The 25,135-nt window shown below is 26.9% G+C and carries 20 protein-coding genes and 2 rRNA genes; 21 read left to right on the top strand and 1 reads right to left on the bottom strand.

Going from position 1 to position 25,135, the window contains the following annotated elements:
- The first annotated feature begins 50 nt into the window (after positions 1-50).
- The 3 genes from rrf (OMES3154_RS04950) (at position 51) to OMES3154_RS04940 (ending at position 2,444) form a co-directional block, all read left to right on the top strand.
- Positions 51-159: ribosomal RNA gene (gene rrf / locus OMES3154_RS04950) — 5S ribosomal RNA — on the top strand.
- Positions 160-164: 5 nt separating this feature from the next.
- Positions 165-273: ribosomal RNA gene (gene rrf / locus OMES3154_RS04945) — 5S ribosomal RNA — on the top strand.
- Positions 274-353: 80 nt separating this feature from the next.
- Positions 354-2,444, top strand: a complete 2,091-nt coding sequence (locus OMES3154_RS04940) for an HD family phosphohydrolase (RefSeq protein ID WP_156683682.1) — start codon at positions 354-356, stop codon at positions 2,442-2,444.
- Between the two features lie 97 nt (positions 2,445-2,541).
- On the opposite strand, the gene OMES3154_RS04935 is transcribed toward OMES3154_RS04940, so the two are convergent.
- Entirely contained in the window at positions 2,542-3,714 is a 1,173-nt protein-coding gene (locus OMES3154_RS04935; protein WP_156683929.1) for an IS110 family RNA-guided transposase, read from the bottom strand.
- Positions 3,715-4,012: 298 nt separating this feature from the next.
- Between OMES3154_RS04935 and ybeY the strand changes: the two genes are divergently transcribed.
- From ybeY to OMES3154_RS04845, 18 genes are all read left to right on the top strand, one after another.
- Positions 4,013-4,474, top strand: a complete 462-nt coding sequence (ybeY, locus tag OMES3154_RS04930; RefSeq protein WP_156683681.1) for an rRNA maturation RNase YbeY — start codon at positions 4,013-4,015, stop codon at positions 4,472-4,474.
- Complete coding sequence (gene mvaD, locus OMES3154_RS04925) at positions 4,475-5,374, top strand: diphosphomevalonate decarboxylase (RefSeq protein ID WP_156683680.1); 900 nt, start codon at positions 4,475-4,477, stop codon at positions 5,372-5,374.
- Positions 5,364-6,233: a mevalonate kinase family protein gene (locus tag OMES3154_RS04920; RefSeq protein ID WP_156683679.1), complete on the top strand. Its 870-nt coding sequence runs from the start codon at positions 5,364-5,366 to the stop codon at positions 6,231-6,233. The genes mvaD and OMES3154_RS04920 overlap by 11 nt, the downstream gene beginning before the upstream one ends.
- 13 nt (positions 6,234-6,246) lie before the next feature.
- Positions 6,247-7,197, top strand: a complete 951-nt coding sequence (locus tag OMES3154_RS04915) for an alpha-hydroxy-acid oxidizing protein (protein WP_156683678.1) — start codon at positions 6,247-6,249, stop codon at positions 7,195-7,197.
- The gene (locus OMES3154_RS04910; RefSeq protein ID WP_156683677.1) at positions 7,194-7,457 is read left to right on the top strand and encodes a co-chaperone GroES; all 264 of its coding nucleotides are present in this window, start codon (positions 7,194-7,196) and stop codon (positions 7,455-7,457) included. The genes OMES3154_RS04915 and OMES3154_RS04910 overlap by 4 nt, the downstream gene beginning before the upstream one ends.
- On the top strand, positions 7,457-9,055 hold the full coding sequence (gene groL, locus OMES3154_RS04905; RefSeq protein WP_156683676.1) for a chaperonin GroEL: 1,599 nt from the start codon (positions 7,457-7,459) through the stop codon (positions 9,053-9,055). The genes OMES3154_RS04910 and groL overlap by 1 nt, the downstream gene beginning before the upstream one ends.
- Positions 9,056-9,090: 35 nt before the next feature.
- Positions 9,091-10,314 carry a histidine--tRNA ligase gene (hisS, locus tag OMES3154_RS04900; RefSeq protein ID WP_156683675.1) on the top strand — a complete coding sequence of 408 codons (1,224 nt, stop codon included), beginning with the start codon at positions 9,091-9,093 and terminating at the stop codon, positions 10,312-10,314.
- Complete coding sequence (aspS, locus tag OMES3154_RS04895) at positions 10,314-12,059, top strand: aspartate--tRNA ligase (RefSeq protein ID WP_156683674.1); 1,746 nt, start codon at positions 10,314-10,316, stop codon at positions 12,057-12,059. The genes hisS and aspS overlap by 1 nt, the downstream gene beginning before the upstream one ends.
- Before the next feature lie 226 nt (positions 12,060-12,285).
- The gene (locus OMES3154_RS04890) at positions 12,286-13,032 is read left to right on the top strand and encodes an IclR family transcriptional regulator (protein WP_156683673.1); all 747 of its coding nucleotides are present in this window, start codon (positions 12,286-12,288) and stop codon (positions 13,030-13,032) included.
- Positions 13,033-13,034: 2 nt separating this feature from the next.
- Positions 13,035-15,191, top strand: a complete 2,157-nt coding sequence (locus OMES3154_RS04885; RefSeq protein ID WP_156683672.1) for a RelA/SpoT family protein — start codon at positions 13,035-13,037, stop codon at positions 15,189-15,191.
- Between the two features lie 41 nt (positions 15,192-15,232).
- Positions 15,233-17,155, top strand: a complete 1,923-nt coding sequence (locus OMES3154_RS04880) for an ATP-dependent DNA helicase (protein WP_156683671.1) — start codon at positions 15,233-15,235, stop codon at positions 17,153-17,155.
- Positions 17,156-17,223: 68 nt separating this feature from the next.
- Complete coding sequence (locus tag OMES3154_RS04875; protein WP_156683670.1) at positions 17,224-18,222, top strand: ABC transporter ATP-binding protein; 999 nt, start codon at positions 17,224-17,226, stop codon at positions 18,220-18,222.
- Positions 18,223-19,161 (top strand): ATP-binding cassette domain-containing protein, encoded by a 939-nt coding sequence (locus OMES3154_RS04870; RefSeq protein ID WP_156683669.1) that lies wholly within the window; start codon positions 18,223-18,225, stop codon positions 19,159-19,161. It begins immediately after the preceding gene.
- Between the two features lie 2 nt (positions 19,162-19,163).
- Positions 19,164-20,126, top strand: coding sequence for an oligopeptide ABC transporter permease (gene opp4B / locus OMES3154_RS04865; protein ID WP_156683668.1), 963 nt, complete (start codon positions 19,164-19,166; stop codon positions 20,124-20,126).
- A gap of 9 nt (positions 20,127-20,135) precedes the next feature.
- Complete coding sequence (locus OMES3154_RS04860) at positions 20,136-21,029, top strand: ABC transporter permease (protein ID WP_156683667.1); 894 nt, start codon at positions 20,136-20,138, stop codon at positions 21,027-21,029.
- A 12-nt stretch (positions 21,030-21,041) separates the two neighbouring features.
- On the top strand, positions 21,042-22,826 hold the full coding sequence (locus tag OMES3154_RS04855; protein WP_156683666.1) for an ABC transporter substrate-binding protein: 1,785 nt from the start codon (positions 21,042-21,044) through the stop codon (positions 22,824-22,826).
- 356 nt (positions 22,827-23,182) lie between these two features.
- The gene (locus OMES3154_RS04850; protein WP_156683665.1) at positions 23,183-23,629 is read left to right on the top strand and encodes a PTS sugar transporter subunit IIA; all 447 of its coding nucleotides are present in this window, start codon (positions 23,183-23,185) and stop codon (positions 23,627-23,629) included.
- 11 nt (positions 23,630-23,640) lie between these two features.
- Positions 23,641-25,134, top strand: a complete 1,494-nt coding sequence (locus OMES3154_RS04845) for a PTS ascorbate transporter subunit IIC (protein ID WP_156683664.1) — start codon at positions 23,641-23,643, stop codon at positions 25,132-25,134.
- Position 25,135 lies beyond the last annotated feature (1 nt).

The raw sequence follows: 25,135 nt of genomic DNA, 5'->3' as shown, positions 1-25,135 counted from the left end.
TGTAATATTTTACTACTACTATTTATTTCTAATTGTCCTAGAACAATAAATTTGGTGATAATAGCCACGTGGATACACCTAGTAACATATCGAACCTAGCAGTTAAGCACGTGTACGCCGAAGATACTTCGTAAGCGGGAAAATAGGTAGTTGCCAAATTAAAAAATAGTGATAATAGCCATGTGGGTACACCTAGTAACATATCGAACCTAGCAGTTAAGCACATGTACGCCAAAGATACTTCGTAAGCGGGAAAATAGGTAGTTGCTATTTTATATTATAGAAGCCTTGGCTTCTTTTTTTTTATATTATTTTATGCTATAATATTAGATATTAAATAAAGAGGTAAATAAATGAAAATTAAAATTTTTAGAAAAGAATTATACCTAAATATTGCATTAAATGATATAGATAATAAAAAGTCAAATGAGAAAAAAACAGATAGATATAAAAATAGAATAAGTTTATTACTTCTATTTTTCATTCTATTTTCTTTACTAACTTTAGTTAGGAAGATAAATTTTAATGAATATAAGTTAGGGAGTAAATTAACAACGAATATTGTTTCTAGTAAAAGTATAGAATATAGTGAGAATATTTTAGATGACTTAGTTAGAGATAAGATATATAGGGAAGCAAAACCTGTATATGATAAAAATAAGGAAATTGAAGATATAAATACAGCGAAGTTTGTTAGTTTTTTAGAATTTATTACGAAAATAGATCTTAATAACATAGAAAACGCTGATAATACAGTAATTGATCAAAATATTAATAAAAATGTAATAAAGAAGTATTTGAAAGATAATAATTTAAATATTAACTCAAGTGATGTATTGAAATTAATTAAGGGAAATAATAATATAGAGTATTATTTAAATTTAGTTAAGATCCTTAGTTTACTATATGAAAATGGTGTAACGAAAGATTATAATATACAAAAATTGTTTGAGGATAATAATGTAAGTTTAAATGAATATGAAACAAATATACTAAAAAGTTTTATATCACCTAATTTAAGTGTAAATGCAGAAAAAACTAAAAAAAGTATTGATGATAAAATAGAACTAGTTAAAAACAGTAAAGCTAAGATAAATAAGTCGGATGTTATTGCTAAAAAAGGTGATGTAATAACAAAAGATGTATATAGAAAGTTAAGTGTATTAGGATTAGTTGATATGAAGTATAAAGCTAGTTTGATTTTCAATTTTGTATTTGTTTTAATATTTTCTTTTGTAATTTTCTTCTATTCAAAGAAATTATTAGAAAAAGGTGTTAATTCAAATGGGTTTTATCCAACTCTTATCATGTTTATCTTGATAAATATATTAAATCAAATACTTACAAATGATATAGTAATATTGTTGTTTTTAATTCCATTTGCAAGCATTTCTATTATATCTAGCATGCTAACAAAGGATAAGAATTACTCAATTGCAATTTCTTTACTTACTAATTATATGCTAGCACCTAATTTAGAATGGTTTTTAGCAATGGGATTAATATCATTAATAGCTATAACAAATAATGAAAAACTAAAAAATAGAATAGATTTAGTAAAAAATGGATTTAAAATAAGTGTAATACAGGCTTTTCTAGCTTTAATATGGGGCTTAGTTTATAGCTATGATTTTACTGATTTAGCTTTAATATACTTATTTTCACTTTTAAGTGGATTTTTAACAGGTATGATATGTTTAGGACTTGCACCATATTTTGAAAATACATTTAACATATTAACTGAAATAAAGTTATTAGAACTAGGAGATTATTCATTCCCACTTCTTAAAAGATTATTATTAGAAGCTCCAGGTACATTTTATCATAGCATAATGGTAGGAGCACTATCAGAACAAGCTGCACAAAAAATAGGAGCAAATCCCACATTAGCTAGAGTTGGTGCATATTACCACGATATAGGAAAATTAAAAAGGCCACTATATTTTGTTGAAAATCAAGGCGGGATAGAAAACTTACATAATAAGTTAAATCCATCTGTTAGTGCTTTAATTTTAACAAGTCATCCAAGAGATGGATTTATACTAGCGAAACAATATGGATTACCTAATGAGATACTACAAATCATAGTAGAACATCACGGTACAACAGCTGTACAATACTTTTATTATAAGGCGGTAGAAATTGGGGAAAAAGTAAGTGAATATGATTTTAGATATATAGGTCCAAAGCCAAGTACAAAAGAAGCAGCTATAGTCATGTTAGCAGACTCAGTTGAAGCAGCGGTTCGTGCTAACTCTGATAAATCACGAGAGGGTATAGAAGAAACAATAAGATATTTAATAAAGTACAAGATGGATGATAATCAGTTAATAAATTCGGGACTTACATTTACAGATATAGAAAAAATTGTTGAAGCATTTTTAACTGTATTAAAAGCAGCTTATCATGAAAGAATTAAATATCCAAAAATAAATGATAAATAAGACTAACTATTAAAAGTCAATAATAAAATTTAAATAATTATCTTAAAATTTATGCACAACAAAAATAACTATACTAATATAGAATTTTTTGAAATATTTATTTTAGTTCTACATAAGGTTCATTCTTTTTTAGAACAGCATAAATAATATGGCACATTTTACGAGCAACAGCATTAACAGCTACTAAATGATGTTTACCTTCAGAACGTTTTTTATCATAAAACTCTTTGAAAACAGTATCGTTAGTACATGCAATAAATGCAGCTTGAAATAAGGCTTTTCTTAGGTGTGTTGAGCCACGTTTACTTAAATGTCCATTTGTACCGTTAGATTCTCCTGATTGGGTAACAGTTGAATCTAAACCAGCATAAGCAACAATTTTCTTATCACTAGAAAATTTGTTAATATCACCTAATTCTGCAAGTATGGTAGCACCTGTTACAGGTCCTATACCAGGAATTGTTAGAATTGGAGTATTTAGGTCTTTGACTATTGACTCTATTTCAGATTCAAGAAGATCAATTTGTTCTTCAATAACTTTAATTTGTTCAATTAAACATTTAATTTGAATAGAGTAAGAATCAAGAGCAAAATTAATACCAAAGGAAGTTTTAGCTGCTTTTTTTAGATTGTTTAATTTTACTTTCGCAGAATTTTTAAGAGTAACATTTTTCAATACTTTTTTAAAATCGTTTGCTTTAAGTTTTTTAAAGTCTTCTGCAGTATTAAAATTAAGAAGTATTTCTTTAGAAGTTTGTCCAAAAATATCACTAAAATGTGATGAATATTCAGGGAATACTTGATCTAAGTTAGCTATAATTTTTCTTTTTAAATCACTTGTTTGCTCAATTAAATAATGTCTAAATCTAGTCATATTACGTAGATTTAAGTATTTTTCATCAGCAAGTGAAGTTGTTTCAAAATTGCCGTATCTAATAAAATCAGCAATCATAATAGAATCGATAATATCTGTTTTACGTTTTCTGATTTCAGTAGCACGACGCCAACCATCAGTTTGAATAGGGTTAATTACAATAATATTAAAACCTTTTTCTATTAGATATGAATATACTGATAGCCAATAATGACCAGTAGCTTCCATACCTACTAGAATATCATTTATTGAATATTTTTCTAATTTTTCAATTAAAGAATCAGTACCTTTAATAGAATTGGAAAAAGAATGAGCTTTAAAGATTGTATTACCATTATCATCAAGCAATGAAGCAACATGAGTATTTTTAGCAATATCAATACCTAAATAAAACATAAAATCACCTACCATTAATATATTTATAGATAGAAGTCCTCAAAGGCTGATAAAAGTCACTACCTTGTTCTAAATGCGAAGTACACTAATATGTCAACATCTAACTAATTCGTAAACACTTTATCAGAAGAGGCATCACTCTTAATAAACGAAGTCAAGCTACAAGGAGTAAACGATGTCACTCTATCTAATTAAGTATATTATATATATAAAACAATATATAAACAATATTATATAAATAAAATTTAACATATAGATTATCTAATTTTAGATAACTATATTATACAAGGGGTAAAAAATGGTAGAAATGGATATATCGTATGATATAAATGATGTTGAAGAATATTTTTCTGAAGAAAATATAAAAGAGTATGTAGAAAATATTTTAAGAGGAGAAAAAGAAGATTTTGATAAAAAAGATTTTTATGTTTCATTTGTAATAACAGACAATGAAACTATACATAAAATAAATAAGGATTATAGAGGGATAGATAGACCAACAGATGTAATTTCTTTTGCATATAATGAAACTGAAAATTTTGGACCAGTTGAAGTTGTAGGGGATATAATAATATCTATTGATAAAGTAAGACAACAAGCAAAAGATTTTGGTCATTCTGATAAAAGAGAATTTTACTACTTATTAACTCATGGTATGCTACATATATTAGGTTATGATCATATGGTAGAAGATGAGCAAAAAGTAATGAGAGAAAAAGAAGAAAAATACTTATTAGATTTTGATATTAAGAGAGTATAAATGAGTAGTATTGCATATATGAATATAGCTATAGTTAAATATTGGTGTAAAGATAAATTTACACCATATTTAATACCATTAGTTCCAAGTATTTCACTACTTTCTACTAAGCTATATACAAAAACTGAAATTAAAGAGTCTGGCAAAGACTTGTTTTATTTAAATGATATTTTACAAGATGAAAAAGAAACTAATAAAGTATTTACATTTGTTGACAAGGTAGTAAAAAATAGAAATAAAAAAATATGTATAAATACATACAATAATATGCCAACAGCAGCAGGATTAGCATCAAGCTCTAGTGGATATATGGCATTAAGTATAGAATTAAATAAATTTTTCAATCTTGATTTAGAAGATAATATGCTATGTAAAATTGCTAGTATAGGGTCAGGTTCAGCTTCTCGTAGCCTATATCCTATAGCCTTATTTGATAAAAATGGAGAAATAGAAAAATTAGAATCCAATATACAGTTTTCAATGATAGCTGTTATTGTAAATGCAAATAGAAAAAAAATTAGTAGTAGAGCTGCTATGCAAATTTCAAAAGATACATCTAAGTTATTAGATGTATGGATAGAAAAAAATACAGAGTATGCAGATATTATGAAAAGAGCGTTAAAAGAAAATGACTTTAATAAAGTTGGTATTATTATGGAAAAAAGCACAAATCTAATGCACGAAGTTATGAAAAGTTCGACTCCGTCTATTGACTATTTTATGCCTTTATCTTACGAGATAATAGAATTTGTAAAAAAACTAAGGTTAGATGGAATAAATATTTACTACACAATGGACGCAGGTGCTAATGTTAAAGTCTTATTTGAGAAAAAAGATGAAGTAAAAATAAAGAAAATATTTAATGAAAAATATGAAGGAAAAATTATAGATGTTATATAAAGCTATGTCAAAAATATATTTAGCAGGAGAGTACGCAATATTAAAAAAAAGTGGTATTGCAGTTATTTTACCTGTTGAAAAATATACTTATTTAGATATACAAAAAAGTGATTATGAAGAAGTTTTAAGTGATGTATTAGATAAAGATAATTTAATATATCATGCAAGAAAAGTTGCTTTTTCATATGCTAATAAGTATGAAAAGTTTAAATATAGGTATACAACAGAGCTATATGAAAATAATATGAAACTAGGTTTAGGGTCATCTGCTAGTATAGTTGTATTAACGATTAAAGCAATTTTATCAGAACTAGGTATTAATTTTTCAAAAGATACACTTTTTAAGTTATCGGTAAAGGCTATGTTAGAATCAAATAGTAAGGGTAGTATGGGAGATATTGCATGCATAGTTTATGAAAAACTAATAGCATATGAAAGTATAGATAAAAATACATTTGAATATAGTGTAAAAGAGATAAAATTAAAAAATGAGTTAAATGTAGAACTTATACATACAAGAAAAGTATCAAGTACAAGTAAACAAATAGAAAAAATAGATATTACAAAAAAAGAATTTGATATATTCTATAAAGCTTCAAATAAATATGTAAATGAGTATATAGAAGCTATTGAAAATAGCGATTCAGATAAGTTAGAAAAAAGTATTAAAAATTTAAGTTCTAATTTAGAATATCTTGAAAAAAACGCAGATGTAATAATTCATAATGATAATATTAAAAAAATGATAGGAGCTAATAAAAATACAAAAATTAGTGGCTCGGGGAATGGTGACTTTATAATCTCGGTTAATATTGGTGAAAAAAGAGAAAATAAGGTAAATGTAAAAATAAGGCTATGACAGGGTGATATAGATGAGAAAAATAGAACATATAAAGTACGCGCTTTTATGTGAGAAAAAAGAAGTTTTAGAAAATGTTTTTTTAGAATATAACTCTCTTATAGATTTTGGGATAGAGGATGTTGATTTAAGTACAAGTTTTTGTGATATTAATTTTAAATATCCAATATATATAAATGCTATGACAGGTGGTTCAGATGAATCGGATAATATAAATAAAAGGCTATATAACATAGCTAAAAAAATAGACATTTTTATGTTTTCTGGATCATATTCACCAAATTTATCTGAAAATAGCTATTATTATCCTAAAAAAATGGGGGCAAATTTAGGCTTAGATAAGTCATTAGAAGATTTTAAAAAATGTATTTTAGAATTAGAACCTAGAATAATACAGGCTCACATAAACCCTATACAAGAACTTATTATGCATGAAGGTGACAGGAGCTTTAACTATAAAGAAAAAATAAAAGACTTAGTAGCTAATATTGATATACCTTTAATAATAAAAGAAACTGGTTATGGTATGAGTAAGTCAACTATAGATGAATTAGTTAAACTAGGTGTTAAAACGATAGATTTAAGTTCAAATGATGGAACTAATTTTAGTCGTATAGAAGATATGAGAAATAATAAAAATAGAGAGCATTTATATAATCTTGGGTATAAGCTAGAAGATTCTATGATAAATGCTAGTGAGTATATAGATAAAATAGAAGTTTTAGCAAGTGGTGGAATATCAAATTCATTAGAAATTGTAAAGGCGCTAGCTATGGGAGCAAAATCTGTTGGAATTTCTGCATATATATTAAAGAAAATATATAATAATGAAAGTGATGATGATATAATAAATGATTTAAATGAAATGATATATGAAATTAAGTTACTTATCTTATCAACAAATTCAAAAAATTTAACCGAATTAAAAGGTAAGTGGTATTTTAGAAATAGGAGTGTAAAATGATAAAACCATTAGGTAAAAGAGTCTTATTAAAAAAAATAGAGGAAGTTTTAAAAACAAAAACTGGAATAATACTAAAAGATAGCACTACAGAAAGTGATATATATAAGGCAAAAGTAGTAGAAGTTTCAGATGAAGTATCTAACATCTTATTAGATGATATAGTATATTTTTCTAAATTTAAGGGTGAAAATGTTAAAATTGATGATATTGAATATATAATTATAGAAGAAAAAGATGTTCTAGGAAAGGATATTAAATAGTGAGTAAACTTATTAAATTTAATGAAGAAGCAAGAAAATCATTACAAAGTGGAGTTAATATATTAGTTGATGCTGTAAAAGTAACACTAGGACCTCGTGGCAGAAATGTAGTTTTAGATAGAGGATACGGAGCACCAATTATTACAAATGATGGTGTAACTATTGCAAGAGAAGTAGAATTAGACGATATAGTTGAAAATATGGGAGCTAGAATTGTAAAAGAAGTTGCAACTAAATCAAATGATATAGCAGGAGATGGGACAACAACAGCCACTGTTTTAGCAGGTTCCCTTATAAATGAAGGGTTAAAATTAATATCATCTGGGCATAATCCTGTTGTAATTAGAAAAGGTATAGAAAAATTATCAAAAATAATAGTTGAAAAGATAAAAGAATATTCGTATGAAGTAGTGGATAATAACCAAATAAAAAATGTAGCAACAGTTTCCGCTAATAATGAATATATAGGTGATTTAATACTACAAGCTATAGAAAAGGTTGGAAAAAATGGTGTAATAACGGTTGAAGAAAATAGATCAATAGATACAAGCTTAGAAATAGTTGAAGGTATGCAATTTGATAACGGTTATTTATCTCCGTATATGGTTACAGATACAAATAAGATGATAGCAAGTTTTACTAATCCATATTTACTATTAACTGATAAAAAAATTAATAGCATGAAAGAATTACTACCAATTTTAGAAAAAGTAGTAGAAACATCAAGAGCTTTAGTGATAATAACAGAAGACATAGATAAAGAAGTATTAGCAACATTAGTAGTAAATAAGATAAGAGGATCACTTAATATAGCAGTTGTAAAAGCACCTGCATTTGGGTCAAGAAGAAAAGATATGTTAGAAGATATAGCAATTTTAACTGGTGCAAATGTTGTAAGTGAAGATAAGGCGATGAATTTTAGTGAAATTGATCTAGATGATTTAGGGCAATGTAAAAGTATAAAAATATCAAAAGATAAAACAATAATAATAGACGGTAACGGATATGAAAATGAAATAAAAAATAGACAAGAGCAATTAAGAACATTAATTAAAGAAACAACAAGTGAATACGAAAAAGAAAAATTAAATGAAAGATTAGCAAAATTATCTGATGGTATTGGTTTAATAAAAGTAGGAGCTGCTACTGAAACTGAAATGAAAGAAATGAAAATGAGAATTGAAGATGCCCTAGCAGCTACAAAAGCAGCCATAGAAGAAGGGATAGTTTCTGGTGGTGGGGTAACACTAGCTAAAATTGCAAAAGATTTAGATAAGTATAAACTTAATCAAGATGAAGATCTAGCGAGAAAAATAGTGAAAAAAGCACTTTTAGAACCACTAAGACAAATAATATTAAATGCAGGACTAGAGCCAGCAGTTATAATAGAAAGAATTACAAATTCTAATAAGAAAAATTTTGGATACGATGCTAATAAAGAAAAATATGTTGATATGATAGAAAATGGTATAATAGATCCAGCAAAAGTTACAAGAGTCGCTATTCAAAACGCCCTAAGTGCAGCAGCAATATTTATTACAACAGAAGTCGCAATAGCTCATGTTGAAGAAAAAGAAAATGTTGCGACAAGCGAATAATTGTGATAAAATCAAAATAAAAAAGTGAGGACAAAATGCAAATATTAAAAGGTATGAAAGATGTCTTTTATGAAGATATGGATAAATATACACATATAGTTGAAGTTTCGAGTAGTGTTTTAAAAAAATACGGATACTCAAGAATTTCTACACCAATATTAGAAGAATATGAACTATTTAAAAGGAGTAGTGGTGAAGAAAGTGATGTAGTATCAAAAGAAATGTATGATTTTAATGATAAGGGTGATAGACATATAGCTCTAAGACCAGAGGGAACAGCAGGAATTGTGCGTGCTTATTTAGAAAATAAGTTAAATAAGGTTGAAGCGAGTACGAAGTGGTTTTACTATGGTACTATGTATAGATATGAAGCTCCACAAAAGGGAAGATTTAGAGAGTTTAATCAAATTGGTATAGAAAACTTTGGACAAAGACACCCCTTAGTAGATGCTAGCATAATTAAAATGGGTATAGAAATTTTAGAAAAATTAGGCTTAAAAGATTTAGTTGTTGAAATTAACTCACTAGGTGATAGCAAAACATTAAAAGACTATACAAAAAAATTAAAAGAATATTTATTAGAAAACTATGATAAACTAAGCCCTACTTCTAAAATTAGAGTAGAAAAAAATCCATTAAGAGTGTTAGACTCTAAAGAAGATTCTGATATTATACTAAATGCACCAAAAATAAGAGAGTTTTATAGTGAAGAATCGTTAGCATACTTTAATGAAGTTTTAGAATATTTAGAAAAGATGGAAGTTAAATATGAAATAAATGAAAAATTGGTTCGTGGACTAGATTATTACTCTGATACTGTTTTTGAGATAAAGTCAAGTAATTTAGGAGCTCAAAGCACAGTATTAGCAGGTGGAAGATATGATAGATTACTTGAAAACTTTTCTGGTAAAAAAATCCCTGCAATAGGGTTTGCGGCTGGTATAGAAAGACTTATGTTATTACTAGAAGAAAAGTCATACAAAGCTAAATTAGAAAAAGTGTTTATAGTATATTTTGATGAAACAAAAGATTATCTATTTAAAGTAATAAAAGAACTAGAAAATTCTTTAGTTGAAATTAACTATGAATTAGAAGCTAAAAACTTCTCAAATCAAATGAAAAAAGCTAATAAATGGGGAGCAGATAAGGTAATAATACTAGGAGTAGATGAAATACAAAAAGGAGTAGTTTCAATAAAAGATTTTAATAATAATACTCAAGAAGAAATTAGTTTTGATAAAATAAAGGAAGTGAAGTAATGTATAGAACACATAAATTAAATGAGCTAAGATTAAGTGATGAAGGGAAAAAAGTTACATTAGCTGGTTGGGTAAGTAAAATTCGTGATTTAGGATCTTTTGCTTTTATAGATTTAAGAGATAGATACGGGATTACACAAGTTCTAATAAAAGAAAAAGACTTATTAGAAGATATAAAAAAGATTTCTAAAGAATACGTAATAAAAGTAGAAGGTACTGTAACTAAAAGATCAAGTGTTAATAGTAAGATAGAAACAGGTGATATTGAAGTAACTGCAGAAAATATAGAAATATTATCAAGTTCAAAACAATTACCATTTGAAATAAGTGATGATAATATACAAAATGAAGCAATAAGATTAAAACATAGATATTTAGATTTAAGAAGATCTAAAATGTTAAATAATATTATGAAAAGAAATCAAATGTTTTATTCAATTAGAAGCTATATGACAGAAAATGGGTTTTTAGATGTAGATACTCCAATACTTGGAAAAGCAACACCTGAAGGAGCTCGTGACTTTATTGTACCTAGTAGAACTTCAAAAGGTGACTTTTATGCATTACCACAATCACCTCAGTTATTTAAACAAACACTAATGATAGCTGGTATAGATAAATACTATCAATTAGCAAAATGTTTTAGAGATGAAGATTTAAGAGCTGATAGACAACCAGAATTTACACAATTAGACTTAGAAATGAGTTTTGTTCATCAAGAAGACATAATAACTTTTGTTGAAGGTTTAGCTAAAAAAGTATTTAAAGATGTGGTTGGAACTGAAGTTACTTATACATTCCCAAGAATAACATATGATTATGCTATGGAAAACTACGGTTCTGATAAACCAGATACAAGATTTGAAATGAAATTAATAGATATTAAAGATATAGTAAAAAATAGTGAATTTTCTGTATTTAATGAAGCTAAATATATAAAGGGAATAAAAGTAAACTCTTTATTTAGTAGAAAACAAGTAAAAGACTTAGAAGATTTTGTAAAAAATTACTATGGTGCTAAAGGACTTGTTGTTATAAAAAAAGAGAATGATGAAGTAAATTCTCCTATATACAAGTTCTTAAATGATGAAATAAAAAATGAATTAGAATCATACATAGCTCTAGAAAATGAAAGTACTTTCTTTTCTATAGCTGGAGAAAAAAATGTTGTATTAAATGCATTAGGTGCACTAAGACTAAAACTTGCAAATGAGTTAAATTTAATTGATAAGAGTAAATATAACTTCTTATGGGTAGTGGATTTCCCTATGTTTGAATATAGTGAAGAAGAAAAAAGATATAAAGCACAGCACCATCCATTTACTAAAGTTAAAGATGAAGATATTAAATTATTAGAAGAAAATAAATTAGAAGATATAAAAACAGATGCTTATGACTTAGTATTAAATGGATTTGAAATTGGTGGAGGAAGTATTAGAATACACGACGCAAATTTACAATCACTGGTATTTGATAGATTACTAATTGATAAAGATGAGCAAGAAAATAAATTTGGTTTCTTCCTAGAAGCTCTAAAATATGGAGTTCCGCCACATGGAGGACTTGCATTTGGTGTAGATAGATGGCTTATGGTTATGTTAAATGAAGATAGTATTAAAGAAGTAATACCATTTCCAAAAAACAATAAAGGTCAAGACTTACTTACAAATGCACCAGGAGAGGTTGATTTAAAACAATTAGAGGAAGATTTAAAGCTGAAAAAAATTGTTGACAATAATAAGTAAAAAAATATATAATTAATTAACTAGAGAAAAAATAGATTTTTTTGGGCTTTACTCAATATTATTGGGGCTGTCTCTGTCACCTATGGCTTAGACAAATCACGAAAGACCTAGTGAGCTTTACGGATACTATACATATTTGATAAATGGCTACCACTTGCTTTTAAAGGCAACCAAAAAAATTGCATTCTCTAGTTTTTTTATATAATATTAGAATTGAGGTGGAAATATGCCGACGCTACAAAGTTTAGATAGAGCACTTAAAGTATTAGAAATAATATCTGAAGAAGGAGAAGCTGGATTAACTAGCATAAGTAAAAAAGTTGGATTAAATAAGACTACAACTTATCGTATATTAGTATCATTAAAAGATAATATGTACATAAGGCAGTTAAAAAACAAAAAATATGCCCTAACTTTTAAAATGTTTAGGTTAGGGAATAGAGCTGTTCAAAATTTTGATTATGTTGCAGTTTCCAAGCGTATTATTACAAAATTAGCAAATGAAGTAGAACAAGAAATTAATTTCGTTATACAAGATGGTAATGAAATAATATATATTGATAAATATGTACCTAAAAAAGATAAGAATATAATAAAACAAGGGAAAATTGGTAAAAAAGCACCTATGTATTGTACATCTTCAGGAAAAGCTATTTTAGCTTATAAAGATCAAGAAGAAGTTAAAAAAATATGGGATAGTAGTGAAATAATTAAATATACATCAAGAACTATAACAAGTTTTGATACATTACTTCAAGATTTAAAAAGAATAAGAAAAAATGGATATTCTACTGAATATGAAGAATATCAGTTAGGTGTTTACTGTATAGGAGCACCAATAAAAAACATAAAAGGGGAAATAGTGGGAGCTATTAGCATATCTATACCACTAGATGATACAAGAGGTAAAATGTTTTATGTTGATAAATTAAAAGAAAGTATAGATAAAATGAGTAACATAATAGAAGGATAGAAATGAGTTATATAAAAGCATATAATGAGCTATTTGATAAGGTTAAAAAAAATAGTGATTATGATTTAGAAAAAATTGAAAAATCTTTTATACTGGCAAGAGAAGCACATACAGGACAATATAGAAAAAGTGGTGAAGAATACATTATTCACCCTATTGAAGTTTCTAGTATATTAGTGGATCTTAAAATGGATACTGATACAATAGTAGCAGGACTACTTCATGATGTAGTTGAAGATACTTTAATTAGTTTAGCAGACATTGAATATGAATTTGGACGTGATGTAGCTGAGTTAGTAGACGGAGTTACAAAGTTAAAAAATTTACCATCAGCAAGTGGTAAAAAAATAGAAAATGTAAGAAAAATGGTTATTTCTATGTCTCGTGATATAAGGGTAGTAATAATTAAACTAGCTGATAGACTTCATAATATGAGAACTATTGAATTTCAAAGTAGAGAAAAACAAATAGAAAAATCAAGAGAGTGCTTAGATATATTTGCACCAATTGCACATAGAATTGGTATGAGTAAAATTAAAAGTGAATTAGAAGATATTAGCTTTAAATATTTAAAACCAGAAGAGTATCAAGAAATCAAAAAATTAGTTAATACAAAAAAAGAAACAAGAGATAGAGAAACAAAAAAAATTATAGAAGAAATAGAAAAAGATCTTTTAAAGTATAATATAAAAGCTAGTGTTAATGGAAGACCAAAACATTTATATAGTATTTACAGAAAAATCGTGGAAAAGCAAAAAAAATTTAATGACATAATGGATTTAATCGCAATAAGAGTATTGGTTGAAAAAGAAGAAGAGTGTTATATGGTTTTAGGATTAGTTCATAGCCTATTTACACCAGTACAAGGAAGATTTAAAGATTATATAGCAGTTCCTAAACCAAATGGATATCAGTCTATACATACAACAATAGAGTATAATAAAGAGAAAAAAGTAGAAATACAAATAAGAACAAAAAAAATGCATGAAATTGCAGAAGATGGAGTTGCTGCTCACTGGAAATATAAGGAAAAAAAATCAAAAGATAAAAATGAAGAGTATTATAAAGCTGTAAAAAAGACATACGAACAAAAAGAAGATATTACTAAAAAAATGACAAATATTGTATTTGATAGCACAATATTTGTATTTACTCCAAAAGGAGATGTAGTAGAGTTAGAGACAAATTCAACAGCATTAGATTTTGCCTTCCAAGTACATACTCAAATAGGTTATAGAACTATAGGTGCTAAGGTAAACGATGTTATGGTGCCTCTTGATTATGTATTAAAAAATGCAGACAAAGTCGAGATACTAACATCTAAAAAAACAAATGGACCAGGTAAAGATTGGTCTAAGATGGTAAATAATAACTCTTCTAAAATAAAGATAAGAAAATGGTTTAAAGATAAAGAATTTGAAGATAAGGTTAAATTAGGAGAAACTTTAGTAGAGGAAGAATTTTCTAAAATAGGTCTTAAATTTAAGGAATTAGAAGATGACAATAAAGTGCATTTATATATGAAAAAATATAATATAAATGATTTAAAAAATCTTTACTATAGATTTGCTACAAAAGATTTAAATATACAATCCTTTTTAGATAAATTTAAAGAAGAAAAAGTTGTTAATGAGGAAGAAATATTAGATACCGCACTTGAAAAAGGTAATAAACAAATAACATATAATAATAATAAATCAGGTGTTAAAATTTCTGGAGCAGATAATACACTATATCATTTTGCTAAATGTTGTAGTCCATTACCAGGGTCAAATATTAAAGGTTATGTAACAAGAGGTCGTGGTATAGTAATTCATAGAGATACATGTAAGAATCTAGAGAATTTATTAGATACTGAAAAAGAAAGAGAAGTTTATGTATACTGGGACGAAAAGATATTAGAAAAATCAGATGCAAAATATCCTTATAGTTTTAAAATTGTAGCTACTGATAGGGATAGATTACTATTAGATTATGTTAATATTATAAACGAGTATAAGCTAGATATAATATCTATGAATACAACTTTAAAAAAGAAAAATTCTCAGGTATTATCATTGTTTAATATAAGAATTATGATAAAAGATAAAGAAGCCTTTGAAAAATTAAAAAAATCATTATTAAATGTAAAAGGCACTATAGAAATATTACAAGATTAGAGAATGCAAATTCTCTATTCTTTTAATAAAATGGAGAAAGAATGTTAGAATATTTTAATAAAATGCAAAAAGACTTTAACTTTGAAGTAAGAGAAGGTCAAATAAATATGGCAAATATTATAAGACAAAGTATAAATGAGAATAAATCATGTGTAATAGAAGCAGGTACTGGAGTAGGTAAGACACTTGCTTATTTATTGCCATCTATATTGTATGCCAGTAAAAATAATAAAAAGGTTGTAGTTTCTACAAATACGATAAATTTACAAGAGCAGATAGTAGAAAAAGACTTGCCTATGTTAGAAAAAATTATTGGAGAAAAAATTAAGTATCAAATCATAAAAGGAAGATCAAACTATATTTGTGGTAATAGACTATTAAAAAATAGCACTAATGATAAGTTAATTGAGTGGTATCAAAATACTAAAACCGGAGATAGACAAGAAATAGATTTTGAGTTATCAAATGAAGAATGGAATAATGTATGCTGTGATATAGATTATTGTGTAAATTTTGCGTGTTCTAAAACAGATAATTGTTTTTTTTATAAAAATAGAAAAAAAACACAAGATAAGAATGTTTTAATAGTAAATCATTCCCTTTTATTTTCATCACTAAAATTTGAAGGAATACTGCCTAAGTACGATATTTTAGTTATTGATGAAGCACATAATATAGAAAATATAGCAAGAGCTTATTTAGAAAAGAAAATTAATTCTAAAAATTTCTTAACTAACATGGGTATATTATACAATAGAAATACTAAAATGGGTTATCTAAGAAGACTTATAACAGAACTTAGTAATTTATCAGATGGACAAAAAGAAATTGATGATATATTCAGCGAGATGTCAGATGTATTAAATAGTATATATGATTTTTTTGTAAATTTAACAAATTACTTAGTTCAAAATATATATGCTACTAAAAAGTATAGTATAAGAGAAGTAAATATAAGTAGTAAAATTCCAAAATATTATGAATATGTAGAAATAATAAAAGAAAAATACATACTACTAGAAGAATTTAAAAATAATTTATTAAAACTTACTAATAAGTATTCGGTTTCAGAAGATATATTAGCTAGCTTTTTTATGATTTACGATAAAATCAGTTTAGATCTAAAAAACTTATTTGAAATAAATGAAAATAAAGATAGTTTTGAGTCAGTTAATTGGTTTAAATTAGATAATATAGGATATAATTTAGAAATAGTTAGTAGTAAAATAGATATTTCAGAAGAATTTGATGAAATCTTTTCTGATAAACTAACAGTTTTAACTTCAGCGACATTAAAAGTTGATGATAGTTATGATTACTTAAAAAAAAGATTAGGACTTCGTGATTTTGAATTTTATTCAGTGGAATCTCCTTTTGATTATGATAAAAATATGAGAATAATAGTTTCAAAAAATAATTTTAATCCAAATAGTGATGAGTATTTAGATTTTACAATAGACTTTTTACATAAATATTTAAAAGATCACAGTAATGGAACATTTATATTATGTACATCATATAAGCAGGTTGAATATATATACAGTAACTTAGTTGTAGATGGATTTAATATTTTAAAACAAGGTACTATGTCTAGAACAAGTTTAATTGATAGGTTTAAAGATGAAGGAAAGTCTATTTTAATAGGAACAGATAGCTTCTGGGAAGGTGTTGATGTAAAGGGAGAAAAATTAAAAAATGTAATTATTGTAAAACTTCCTTTTGTAGCTCCTGATGACCCAATAATAGAAGCAATTAGTGAAAAAATAGCCAAAGATAAGAAAAACCCATTTATTGAATATCAATTACCACTAATGATAACTAAATTAAAACAAGGTATTGGAAGACTTATAAGAAGTAAAAAAGATAGTGGAGATATAGTGATTTTAGATAGTAGAATATATAGTAAGAATTATGGTAAATCTATACTAAATTCAATGCCAAGTAGTAATATTGTGAAAATATGAATTTTTAGTTAAAATTTAATAAGATATATGGTATAATGTAAAAATAAAAAATTAACTAAGGAGTAGATATGAATAACGAGGATATGATAGAGATAAAAAACCTTAGAACATCATTTAGCATAAATGATAAATACTATGCAGCTGTAGATGATGTTAGCCTTAAAGTTAAGAAAAATGAAATCTTAGCTATAGTTGGAGAAAGTGGGTGCGGAAAATCAACACTTGCAACTTCAATAGTGGGTTTACATAATCCGTTAAAAACAAAAGTAGAAGGAGAAATACTTTTTAAAGGGGAAAATATAGAAAATTTAAATGAAGCTGAAATGAACAAGATAAGAGGTAAAAAAATTGGGATGATATTCCAAGATCCATTATCAGCATTAAATCCACTTATGAGAATAGGTGATCAGATTGAAGAATCTTTAATATATCATACAGATTATACTAAAGAAGAAAGAAAAGAAATTATTTTAGAGTTAATAAAAAAAGTTGGTATACCAAATCCTGAAAGAATAGCAAGAAGATTCCCGCACGAATTAAGTGGAGGAATGAGACAAAGAGTAGTTATTGCAATAGCATTATCATGTAAACCAGATCTTTTAATATGTGATGAACCAACAACAGCCTTAGATGTTACAATTCAAGCACAAATACTAGATTTAATTAAAGAATTACAAAAAGAAACAGGATCAGCTGTTATTTTAATTACACATGATTTAGGTGTAGTAGCAGAACTTGCTGATAGAGTAGCTGTTATGTATGCAGGACAAATAGTTGAATTTGCATCAGTTGACGAACTATTTGAAAATCCAGTTCACCCATATACAAGATCACTACTTAGTTCAATACCACAATTAGATAAAAACGAAGAAAAATTACATGTTATACAAGGTACAGTACCTTCAATAATAAATCTTAATAGAGATGGTTGTAGATTTGCATCTCGTATAGATTGGATAGATAAAAACGAACATGAAGAAAATCCAACTATGCATGAAGTATCTACGGAGCATTTTGTACAATGTACATGCTATAAAAATTTCTATTTTAAGGATGGTGAGATATAGATGAGCTTTTTAAAAGTAAAAGATTTAAAAGTACACTATCCAATAAGGGGAGGTTTTTTCAATAAGGTTATAAGTAATGTTTATGCAGTTGATGGTGTAAACATGGAAATTGAAGTTGGAAAAACATATGGACTTGTTGGTGAAAGTGGAAGTGGTAAATCAACAATTGGTAAGGCTATAATGGGCTTAGAAAAAGTAACAAGTGGAATGGTAGAATACGAAGGCCAAGAATTAAATTTAAAAAGAGTTGGAAGAAAAACTAAATTTAGAAAAGATGTTCAAATGATATTCCAAGATTCTATGTCAAGCTTAAATCCTAAAAAAAGAGTTCTTGATATAATAGCAGAACCTATTAGAAACTTTGAAAATTTAACAGTAACAGAAGAAAGAAAAAAAGTTTTAGAATTACTAGATATAGTTGGGCTAGACGAAGAGAGTATGTATAAATATTCATTCCAATTTAGTGGTGGACAAAGACAAAGAATAGGGGTAGCAAGAGCAATTGCAACAAACCCTAAATTAATAATAGCAGATGAGCCTGTTTCAGCACTTGATTTATCAGTTCAAGCACAAGTACTAAACTATATGAAAGAAATACAAAAGAAAATGGGCTTAAGCTATATTTTCATATCACATGATTTAGGAGTTGTAAAACATATGTGTGATCATATGTATATAATGTATAAAGGAAGATTTGTAGAATCTGGTACTAGAGAAGATATATACGATAATCCTAAACATATTTACACAAAAAGATTAATAGCAGCTATACCTGATGTTAATCCAAAAGAAAAACTAAAAAATAAGCAAAATAGATTAGAAATTGAAAAGTATTATAAAGAGAATGAAAAAACTTACTATGATGAAAATAATAGAGTATATGACTTAAGAAAAATTTCTGATACTCACTATGTTGCTATGAAGGATGAGGTGGAATAAATATGTGGAAGACTATTTTAAGAAGAATTGTTATTATGATACCTCAAATTATTTTACTTAGTGTATTAGTTTTCATTTTAGCTAAATTAATGCCAGGAGATCCTTTTTCAGGATTAATAGATCCTAATATATCACCAGAACGTATAGAAGAGTTAAGACAAAAATTAGGACTATATGACCCATGGTATGTACAATACTTTAGATGGATAGGTAATTTATTTAATGGAGATTTAGGTTTAAGTTATACATACAAAATGAAAGTTACATCAATAATAGGACAAAGAGCATATAATACAATGATATTATCACTATTTAGTGTTTTATTATCATATTCAATATCAATTCCTTTAGGAATATTAGCAGGAAGATACCAAGATAGCGTATTAGATAAAACTATAATTGTATATAACTATATAAGTTATGCTATACCATCATTTATATTATCACTTGTAATGTTATGGTTATTTGGATATAAATTACAATTATTCCCAACAGGAGGATCTGTTGATTTAGGACTAAATCCAGGTACATTTGCATATCATATAAATAGGATATATCACCTAGTATTACCAGCTGTTACATATGCAATTTTAAGTACAACAGCAACTATACAGTATCTAAGAAATGAAGTAATAGATGCTAAAAATATGGATTATGTAAAAACTGCAAGAAGTAAAGGAATACCTGAAAAAGTAATATATAGAAAGCATATATTTAGAAATTCATTACTTCCAATAGCTGCCTTTTTAGGATATTCAATTACAGGACTATTAGGTGGATCTGTATTTATTGAAACAATATTTGGATATCCAGGTATGGGTAAATTATTTATAGAAGCAATAGGTAGTTATGACTATTCTATTATTACAGCATTAGTTTTATTATATGGAATACTTGCTTTATTTGGTACTTTATTATCAGATATAATATTAAGTATAGTAGATCCTAGAATTAGAATAGAGTAGGAGAATAATATGTTTGGGAAAAATAAAGATAAAAAAAATATAGAATCTCCTGTTGGATTTTCTGTAATAAAAAGAGAGTTTCAAAAAGATAAAATAGCCCTATTTTCGCTAATATTATTAGTTTTAATAATGGGAACAATATTTATAGCTTCATTTATATTAGATCAAAATGAGGTTATGACAGTAAATTTAAGCGATAAATATGCTAGACCATTAGAAGGATTCTGGTTAGGTGCTGATATGGGTGGTCGTAGTATTTTAGGACAACTTATAATTGGAGCTAGAAATTCAATATTAATAGGATTTTCTGTTACTATAATAACAGAAATAATAGGAATTGGAATAGGACTTATATCTGGTTATTATTCTGGTTGGGTAGATAACGCAATAATGCGTATAATTGACTTTATAATGATACTACCATCTACAATGGTTATAATAGTATTTGTTACTATAATACCTAAGTACACAATACCTAAATTCATATTAATATTATCAGCATTTATATGGATAGGTACAGCAAGACTTATAAGATCAAAAGCGTTATCAGAATCAAGAAAAGACTATATACAAGCATCAAAAACATTAGGAACAAGTGATATTAAAATAATATTATTTGAATTATTACCAAATATTAGTTCAATAATTTTAGTAGATCTTACACTAATGTTTGCTGGAAGTATAGGAATAGAAACTGGATTAACCTTCTTAGGTTATGGATTACCACCTAGCACACCTTCATTAGGAACACTTATAAGTTATGCTAGAAAACCAGAAATTATGACGAGTAAAATTTGGATTTGGGTTCCTGCATCAATACTAATTTTAGTTTTAATGTTATGTATAAACTATATAGGACAAGCACTAAAAAGAGCAAGTGATGCAAGACAAAGATTAGGATAGGAGTGAATATATATGAAAAACAAAATGTTAAAATTCGGGCTAAGTGCTCTATTAGTAGTATCAGTTATAGCTTGTGGACCAGGTAAAAAAAGAAGTGAACAGTCACAAGACTTAAGTAAATCAAAATTTGAAATGAATTATACTTCAGAAAAAGAAGCTATAAAAGGTGGAGTATATAATGTTGCATTAGTAGAAGATACTCCATTTAAAGGAATATTATCACCAGCTTTATATACAGATAATACTGACTGGAGAATAATAGAAAATATAGCGCCATCAATTTTCTGGAGTGATGAAGATTACAATGTAACGAATGGTGGAATGTCAGATATTGATTTTGATGTTGATAATAAAGTTATAACAATTAAATTTAGAGAAGGTCTAAAATGGGAAGATGGACATGCATTAACTGTTGATGATTTAATCTATACATATAAAATATTAGCAGATTCTGAATATACAGGAGTTAGATATGATGAAGATTTAATGAATGTTGTTGGATTACAAGACTATCATGATAAAAAAGCAGATACTATAAAAGGTTTAGAAAAAGTAAGTGATACTGTATTAAAAATACATATAAAAGAAGCTAGTCCGAACGTATATGCTGGTGCAGGTGGATTAATTTCATATGTTGTACCAAAACATTTATTTGAAGGTATAGAAATATCTAAATTAGAACAAAGTGATCTTGTAAGAATTAAACCATTATCATATGGTCCATATAAATTAACACAAATAGTACCAGGTGAAAGTGTTGAATTAGTTCCTAATGAATACTGGTATGAAGAAAGTTCAAGACCTATGGTTGATAAGAAAATAATTAAAATATTACCAACATCATCTTTAATTTCATCAATTAAAGTTGGAGAATTTGATTCATATGTTAATGTTGGATCTTCAACATATAAAGAATATAAAGATTTTGATAACATAGCAACATTAGGGAAACCAGGACTTAATTTCTCATATTTAGGATTTAACTTAGGACACTGGGATAATGAAAAAGGAATAAATGTTACAGATAAAGATAAGGTAATGTCAGACTTAGAATTAAGAAAAGCAATGGGATATGCTTTAAATATACAAGAAGTTGTAGAAAAATTCTATAACAATCTTAAATTAAAAGCTAACTCACCAATACCGCCAGCATTTAAAAAATATCATCCAGAAACACCTTACTATGATTACAATGTAGAAAAAGCTAATGAAATCTTAGATAAAGCTGGATATAAAGATGTAGACGGAGATGGAATAAGAGAAAATAAAGATGGTAAACCATTAGAAATAAGATTAGCTATGGCTGGTGGATCTGACATAGCAGAAGCATTATCTCAAAAATTCATACAAGATTGGAAAGCTGTAGGGTTAAATATTACATTAGCGACTGGAAGATTATTAGGAAGTAACTTCTATGATGTAATACAATCAAACGAAGGATTTGAAGTATTCCTAGCAGGATTTGGTACAGGTTCAAGTCTTGATTTAGCAGGATTCTTTGCTGAAAGTGCAAGATTTAATTTTGCAAGATTAGTAGATAAGAAAAATGAACAATTAATGAAAGAAACAGTTTCACTAGAGGCTTTAAGAGATCCAGAATATAGATTAAATAAAATTAAAGAATGGAATAAATACTATATGGAAAATATGATAGGATTATTACCTATTTGGTATTCATATGACTTATATCCAGTAAATAAAAGAGTTAAACAATTTAGTATAAGCGATGCTTCAGTAGATTTATCTAGAATAAAAGAAGCAGTTACACAAAAAGAATTATTACCAGCAAGTAAATAAGAGATATTAAATATATGGGGGCTATTTTACAAGAATAGCCTCCTTGTATATTAAAAAGAACCATATTTTATTTATGGTTCATAAAACAAATTTTAGAGAAATTTTTAATAAATATCAATGATAAAAATTTAAAAAATACTAATCCAAAAAGGTGTCAATAATTTTGACGTTTTACAATTTTACAGCTTTTTTTTTATAAATTTATTTGACAAATTAAAAAATCGAGGTATACAGTATTAGAGTTGAAAAATTCTTGATTTAGATTATTTTATTTACAATTGAATATTTTAGGACAGTTTATATTCATATAACCTATTTTTGGTTTGGAATATAAATTTTTATTATAAGGAGAAATTATGCTAAAAGAACTAATAAAAAAAGATTTATGTGCATTCTATGATGATGCTAGTGACTGGAAAGATGCAATTGCAAAAAGTTGTAGTAAACTTATAGAAAAGAAAATAGTAAGCAAAGATTATATAAATGAATTAGTAGCATCTGTTGATAAATATGGTCCATATATATGTATTGATGAAGGAATTGCAATGCCACACTCAACACAAGGAGGAGTAAATGTTTTTGAAACAGAAATTGCATTCACTAAGTTTGAAAAAGAAGTAGAATTTGATGAAGAAAATAAATCAGTGCTATTTTTTACACTAGCTAGTGTTAATCCAGAAAAACATATAGAAAATATGCAAAAATTAATGGAAGTATTAGGAAATGATGATTTAAAAGAAGAATTATTTAATGTTAGAAATATAGATGATATAAAAAGATTATCAGAAAAATATGATATATAGGAGGAGTTAGTATGTTAGAAGTATTAGGTGGAATTTGGCAAATATTTTATGCAAATATTTTAACTAAACCACATTTTTTCATTGGGTTTATGGTGCTATTAGGGTATCTATTATTAAGAAAATCTTGGTATGAAACTTTAAGTGGTACAATTAAAGCAATTGTTGGATTTATGATTTTAAGTGCTGGGTCAGGTGGATTAGTAGTAAGTTTTAGACCTATATTAGTAGGATTAAGAGATAAATTCCATTTATCAGCTATGGTAATAGATCCATATTTTGGACAAAACGCAGTTCAAGCAGGTGTTGAAAAAGTTTTTGGTAAATCATTTAGTAATGTAGTTTTATTACTTGCAATAGCATTTATTACAAACTTAATTTTAGTAAGATTTTCTAGAATTACTAAACTAAGATCAGTATTTACAACAGGTCACGTACAATTACAACAAGCATCTACTGCTTATTGGTTAATCTTATTTGCATTACCTGCATTAGTAACTAGTGATGTGAAATTATTAATAGTTATGGCTGTAATCTTAGGGCTATACTGGGCAGTTGGATCAAACTTATTAGTTAGATACTCACAAGAATTAACAGATGGTGCTGGATTTACAATAGCTCACCAACAAATGTTTGGTATTGCTTTATTTACTTGGTTAGCTGAAAAAATGGCTAAAAGAGATAGAGCTAAAGGTAAAACTTCAAGTAAGAGAATAGAAGATATAGAATTACCAGGTTGGATGTCAATATTTAACGATAACATGGTTGCAACAGGAGTATTAATGTTAATGTTCTTTGGAGGAATTTTATTAGCATTAGGTAAACCATTCTTAATAGAAGCTGGATTTATGAAACCAGGACAAAATTTATTCTTCTATATAGTTGAAACTTCATTAAAATTTGCTGTTTACTTAGCAATATTACAATTAGGAGTTAGAACATTCATATCAGAATTAACACAAAGCTTTAAAGGAATATCTGATAAATTATTACCAGGAGCTGTTCCAGGAGTTGACTGTGCTATATCATATAACTTTGGATCACCAAATGCTATAACTATTGGATTCTTAGCAGGTGCAATAGGACAAGGTATTGCAATAGCAACTTTAATAGCTTTAAAATCACCAGTTTTAGTTGTTGCAGGATTCGTTCCAGTATTCTTCGATAACGCTACAATTGGGGTTTATGCAAATAATAAAGGTGGATTAAAAGCAACATTAATATTCCCATTCATAGCAGGATTATGTCAAGTATTCGGTTCAGCATTCATAGCTAGCTGGGTAGGAATGGCAGCTTATGGTGGATACTTAGGAATGTGGGACTGGGCAGTAGTATGGCCTGTATTCACAGTTATAATGAAATACTTAAGCTATGCAGGAGTTGCACTTATTGTAATAGTATTAATCTTAATACCTCAATTACAATACTTAAAAGACAAAGAAAATTACTTCTTAATAACAGAAGATTTTGAAGAATATAAGAGAAGACAAGAAGAAAAAGGGGAATAAA

It is taken from the genome of Oceanivirga miroungae, assembly GCF_902505095.1.
In the GTDB taxonomy this organism is placed as follows: domain Bacteria; phylum Fusobacteriota; class Fusobacteriia; order Fusobacteriales; family Leptotrichiaceae; genus Oceanivirga; species Oceanivirga miroungae.
The sequence above is the reverse complement of the archived record's forward strand: the minus strand, read 5'-3'. Positions and strand labels throughout refer to the sequence as shown.

Excerpts from the sequence above, each read along its gene's own strand:
- OMES3154_RS04910 (WP_156683677.1), top strand. The coding sequence starts at position 7,194 with ATGATAAAACCATTAGGTAAAAGAGTCTTATTAAAAAAAATAGAGGAA.
- opp4B (WP_156683668.1), top strand. The coding sequence starts at position 19,164 with ATGTGGAAGACTATTTTAAGAAGAATTGTTATTATGATACCTCAAATT.
- OMES3154_RS04870 (WP_156683669.1), top strand. The coding sequence starts at position 18,223 with ATGAGCTTTTTAAAAGTAAAAGATTTAAAAGTACACTATCCAATAAGG.
- OMES3154_RS04935 (WP_156683929.1), bottom strand. The coding sequence starts at position 3,714 with ATGTTTTATTTAGGTATTGATATTGCTAAAAATACTCATGTTGCTTCA.
- OMES3154_RS04855 (WP_156683666.1), top strand. The coding sequence starts at position 21,042 with ATGAAAAACAAAATGTTAAAATTCGGGCTAAGTGCTCTATTAGTAGTA.
- OMES3154_RS04845 (WP_156683664.1), top strand. The coding sequence starts at position 23,641 with ATGTTAGAAGTATTAGGTGGAATTTGGCAAATATTTTATGCAAATATT.
- aspS (WP_156683674.1), top strand. The coding sequence starts at position 10,314 with ATGTATAGAACACATAAATTAAATGAGCTAAGATTAAGTGATGAAGGG.
- OMES3154_RS04860 (WP_156683667.1), top strand. The coding sequence starts at position 20,136 with ATGTTTGGGAAAAATAAAGATAAAAAAAATATAGAATCTCCTGTTGGA.
- mvaD (WP_156683680.1), top strand. The coding sequence starts at position 4,475 with ATGAGTAGTATTGCATATATGAATATAGCTATAGTTAAATATTGGTGT.
- OMES3154_RS04880 (WP_156683671.1), top strand. The coding sequence starts at position 15,233 with ATGTTAGAATATTTTAATAAAATGCAAAAAGACTTTAACTTTGAAGTA.
- OMES3154_RS04875 (WP_156683670.1), top strand. The coding sequence starts at position 17,224 with ATGAATAACGAGGATATGATAGAGATAAAAAACCTTAGAACATCATTT.
- OMES3154_RS04850 (WP_156683665.1), top strand. The coding sequence starts at position 23,183 with ATGCTAAAAGAACTAATAAAAAAAGATTTATGTGCATTCTATGATGAT.
- OMES3154_RS04890 (WP_156683673.1), top strand. The coding sequence starts at position 12,286 with ATGCCGACGCTACAAAGTTTAGATAGAGCACTTAAAGTATTAGAAATA.
- OMES3154_RS04940 (WP_156683682.1), top strand. The coding sequence starts at position 354 with ATGAAAATTAAAATTTTTAGAAAAGAATTATACCTAAATATTGCATTA.
- OMES3154_RS04885 (WP_156683672.1), top strand. The coding sequence starts at position 13,035 with ATGAGTTATATAAAAGCATATAATGAGCTATTTGATAAGGTTAAAAAA.
- ybeY (WP_156683681.1), top strand. The coding sequence starts at position 4,013 with ATGGTAGAAATGGATATATCGTATGATATAAATGATGTTGAAGAATAT.
- OMES3154_RS04920 (WP_156683679.1), top strand. The coding sequence starts at position 5,364 with ATGTTATATAAAGCTATGTCAAAAATATATTTAGCAGGAGAGTACGCA.
- hisS (WP_156683675.1), top strand. The coding sequence starts at position 9,091 with ATGCAAATATTAAAAGGTATGAAAGATGTCTTTTATGAAGATATGGAT.
- OMES3154_RS04915 (WP_156683678.1), top strand. The coding sequence starts at position 6,247 with ATGAGAAAAATAGAACATATAAAGTACGCGCTTTTATGTGAGAAAAAA.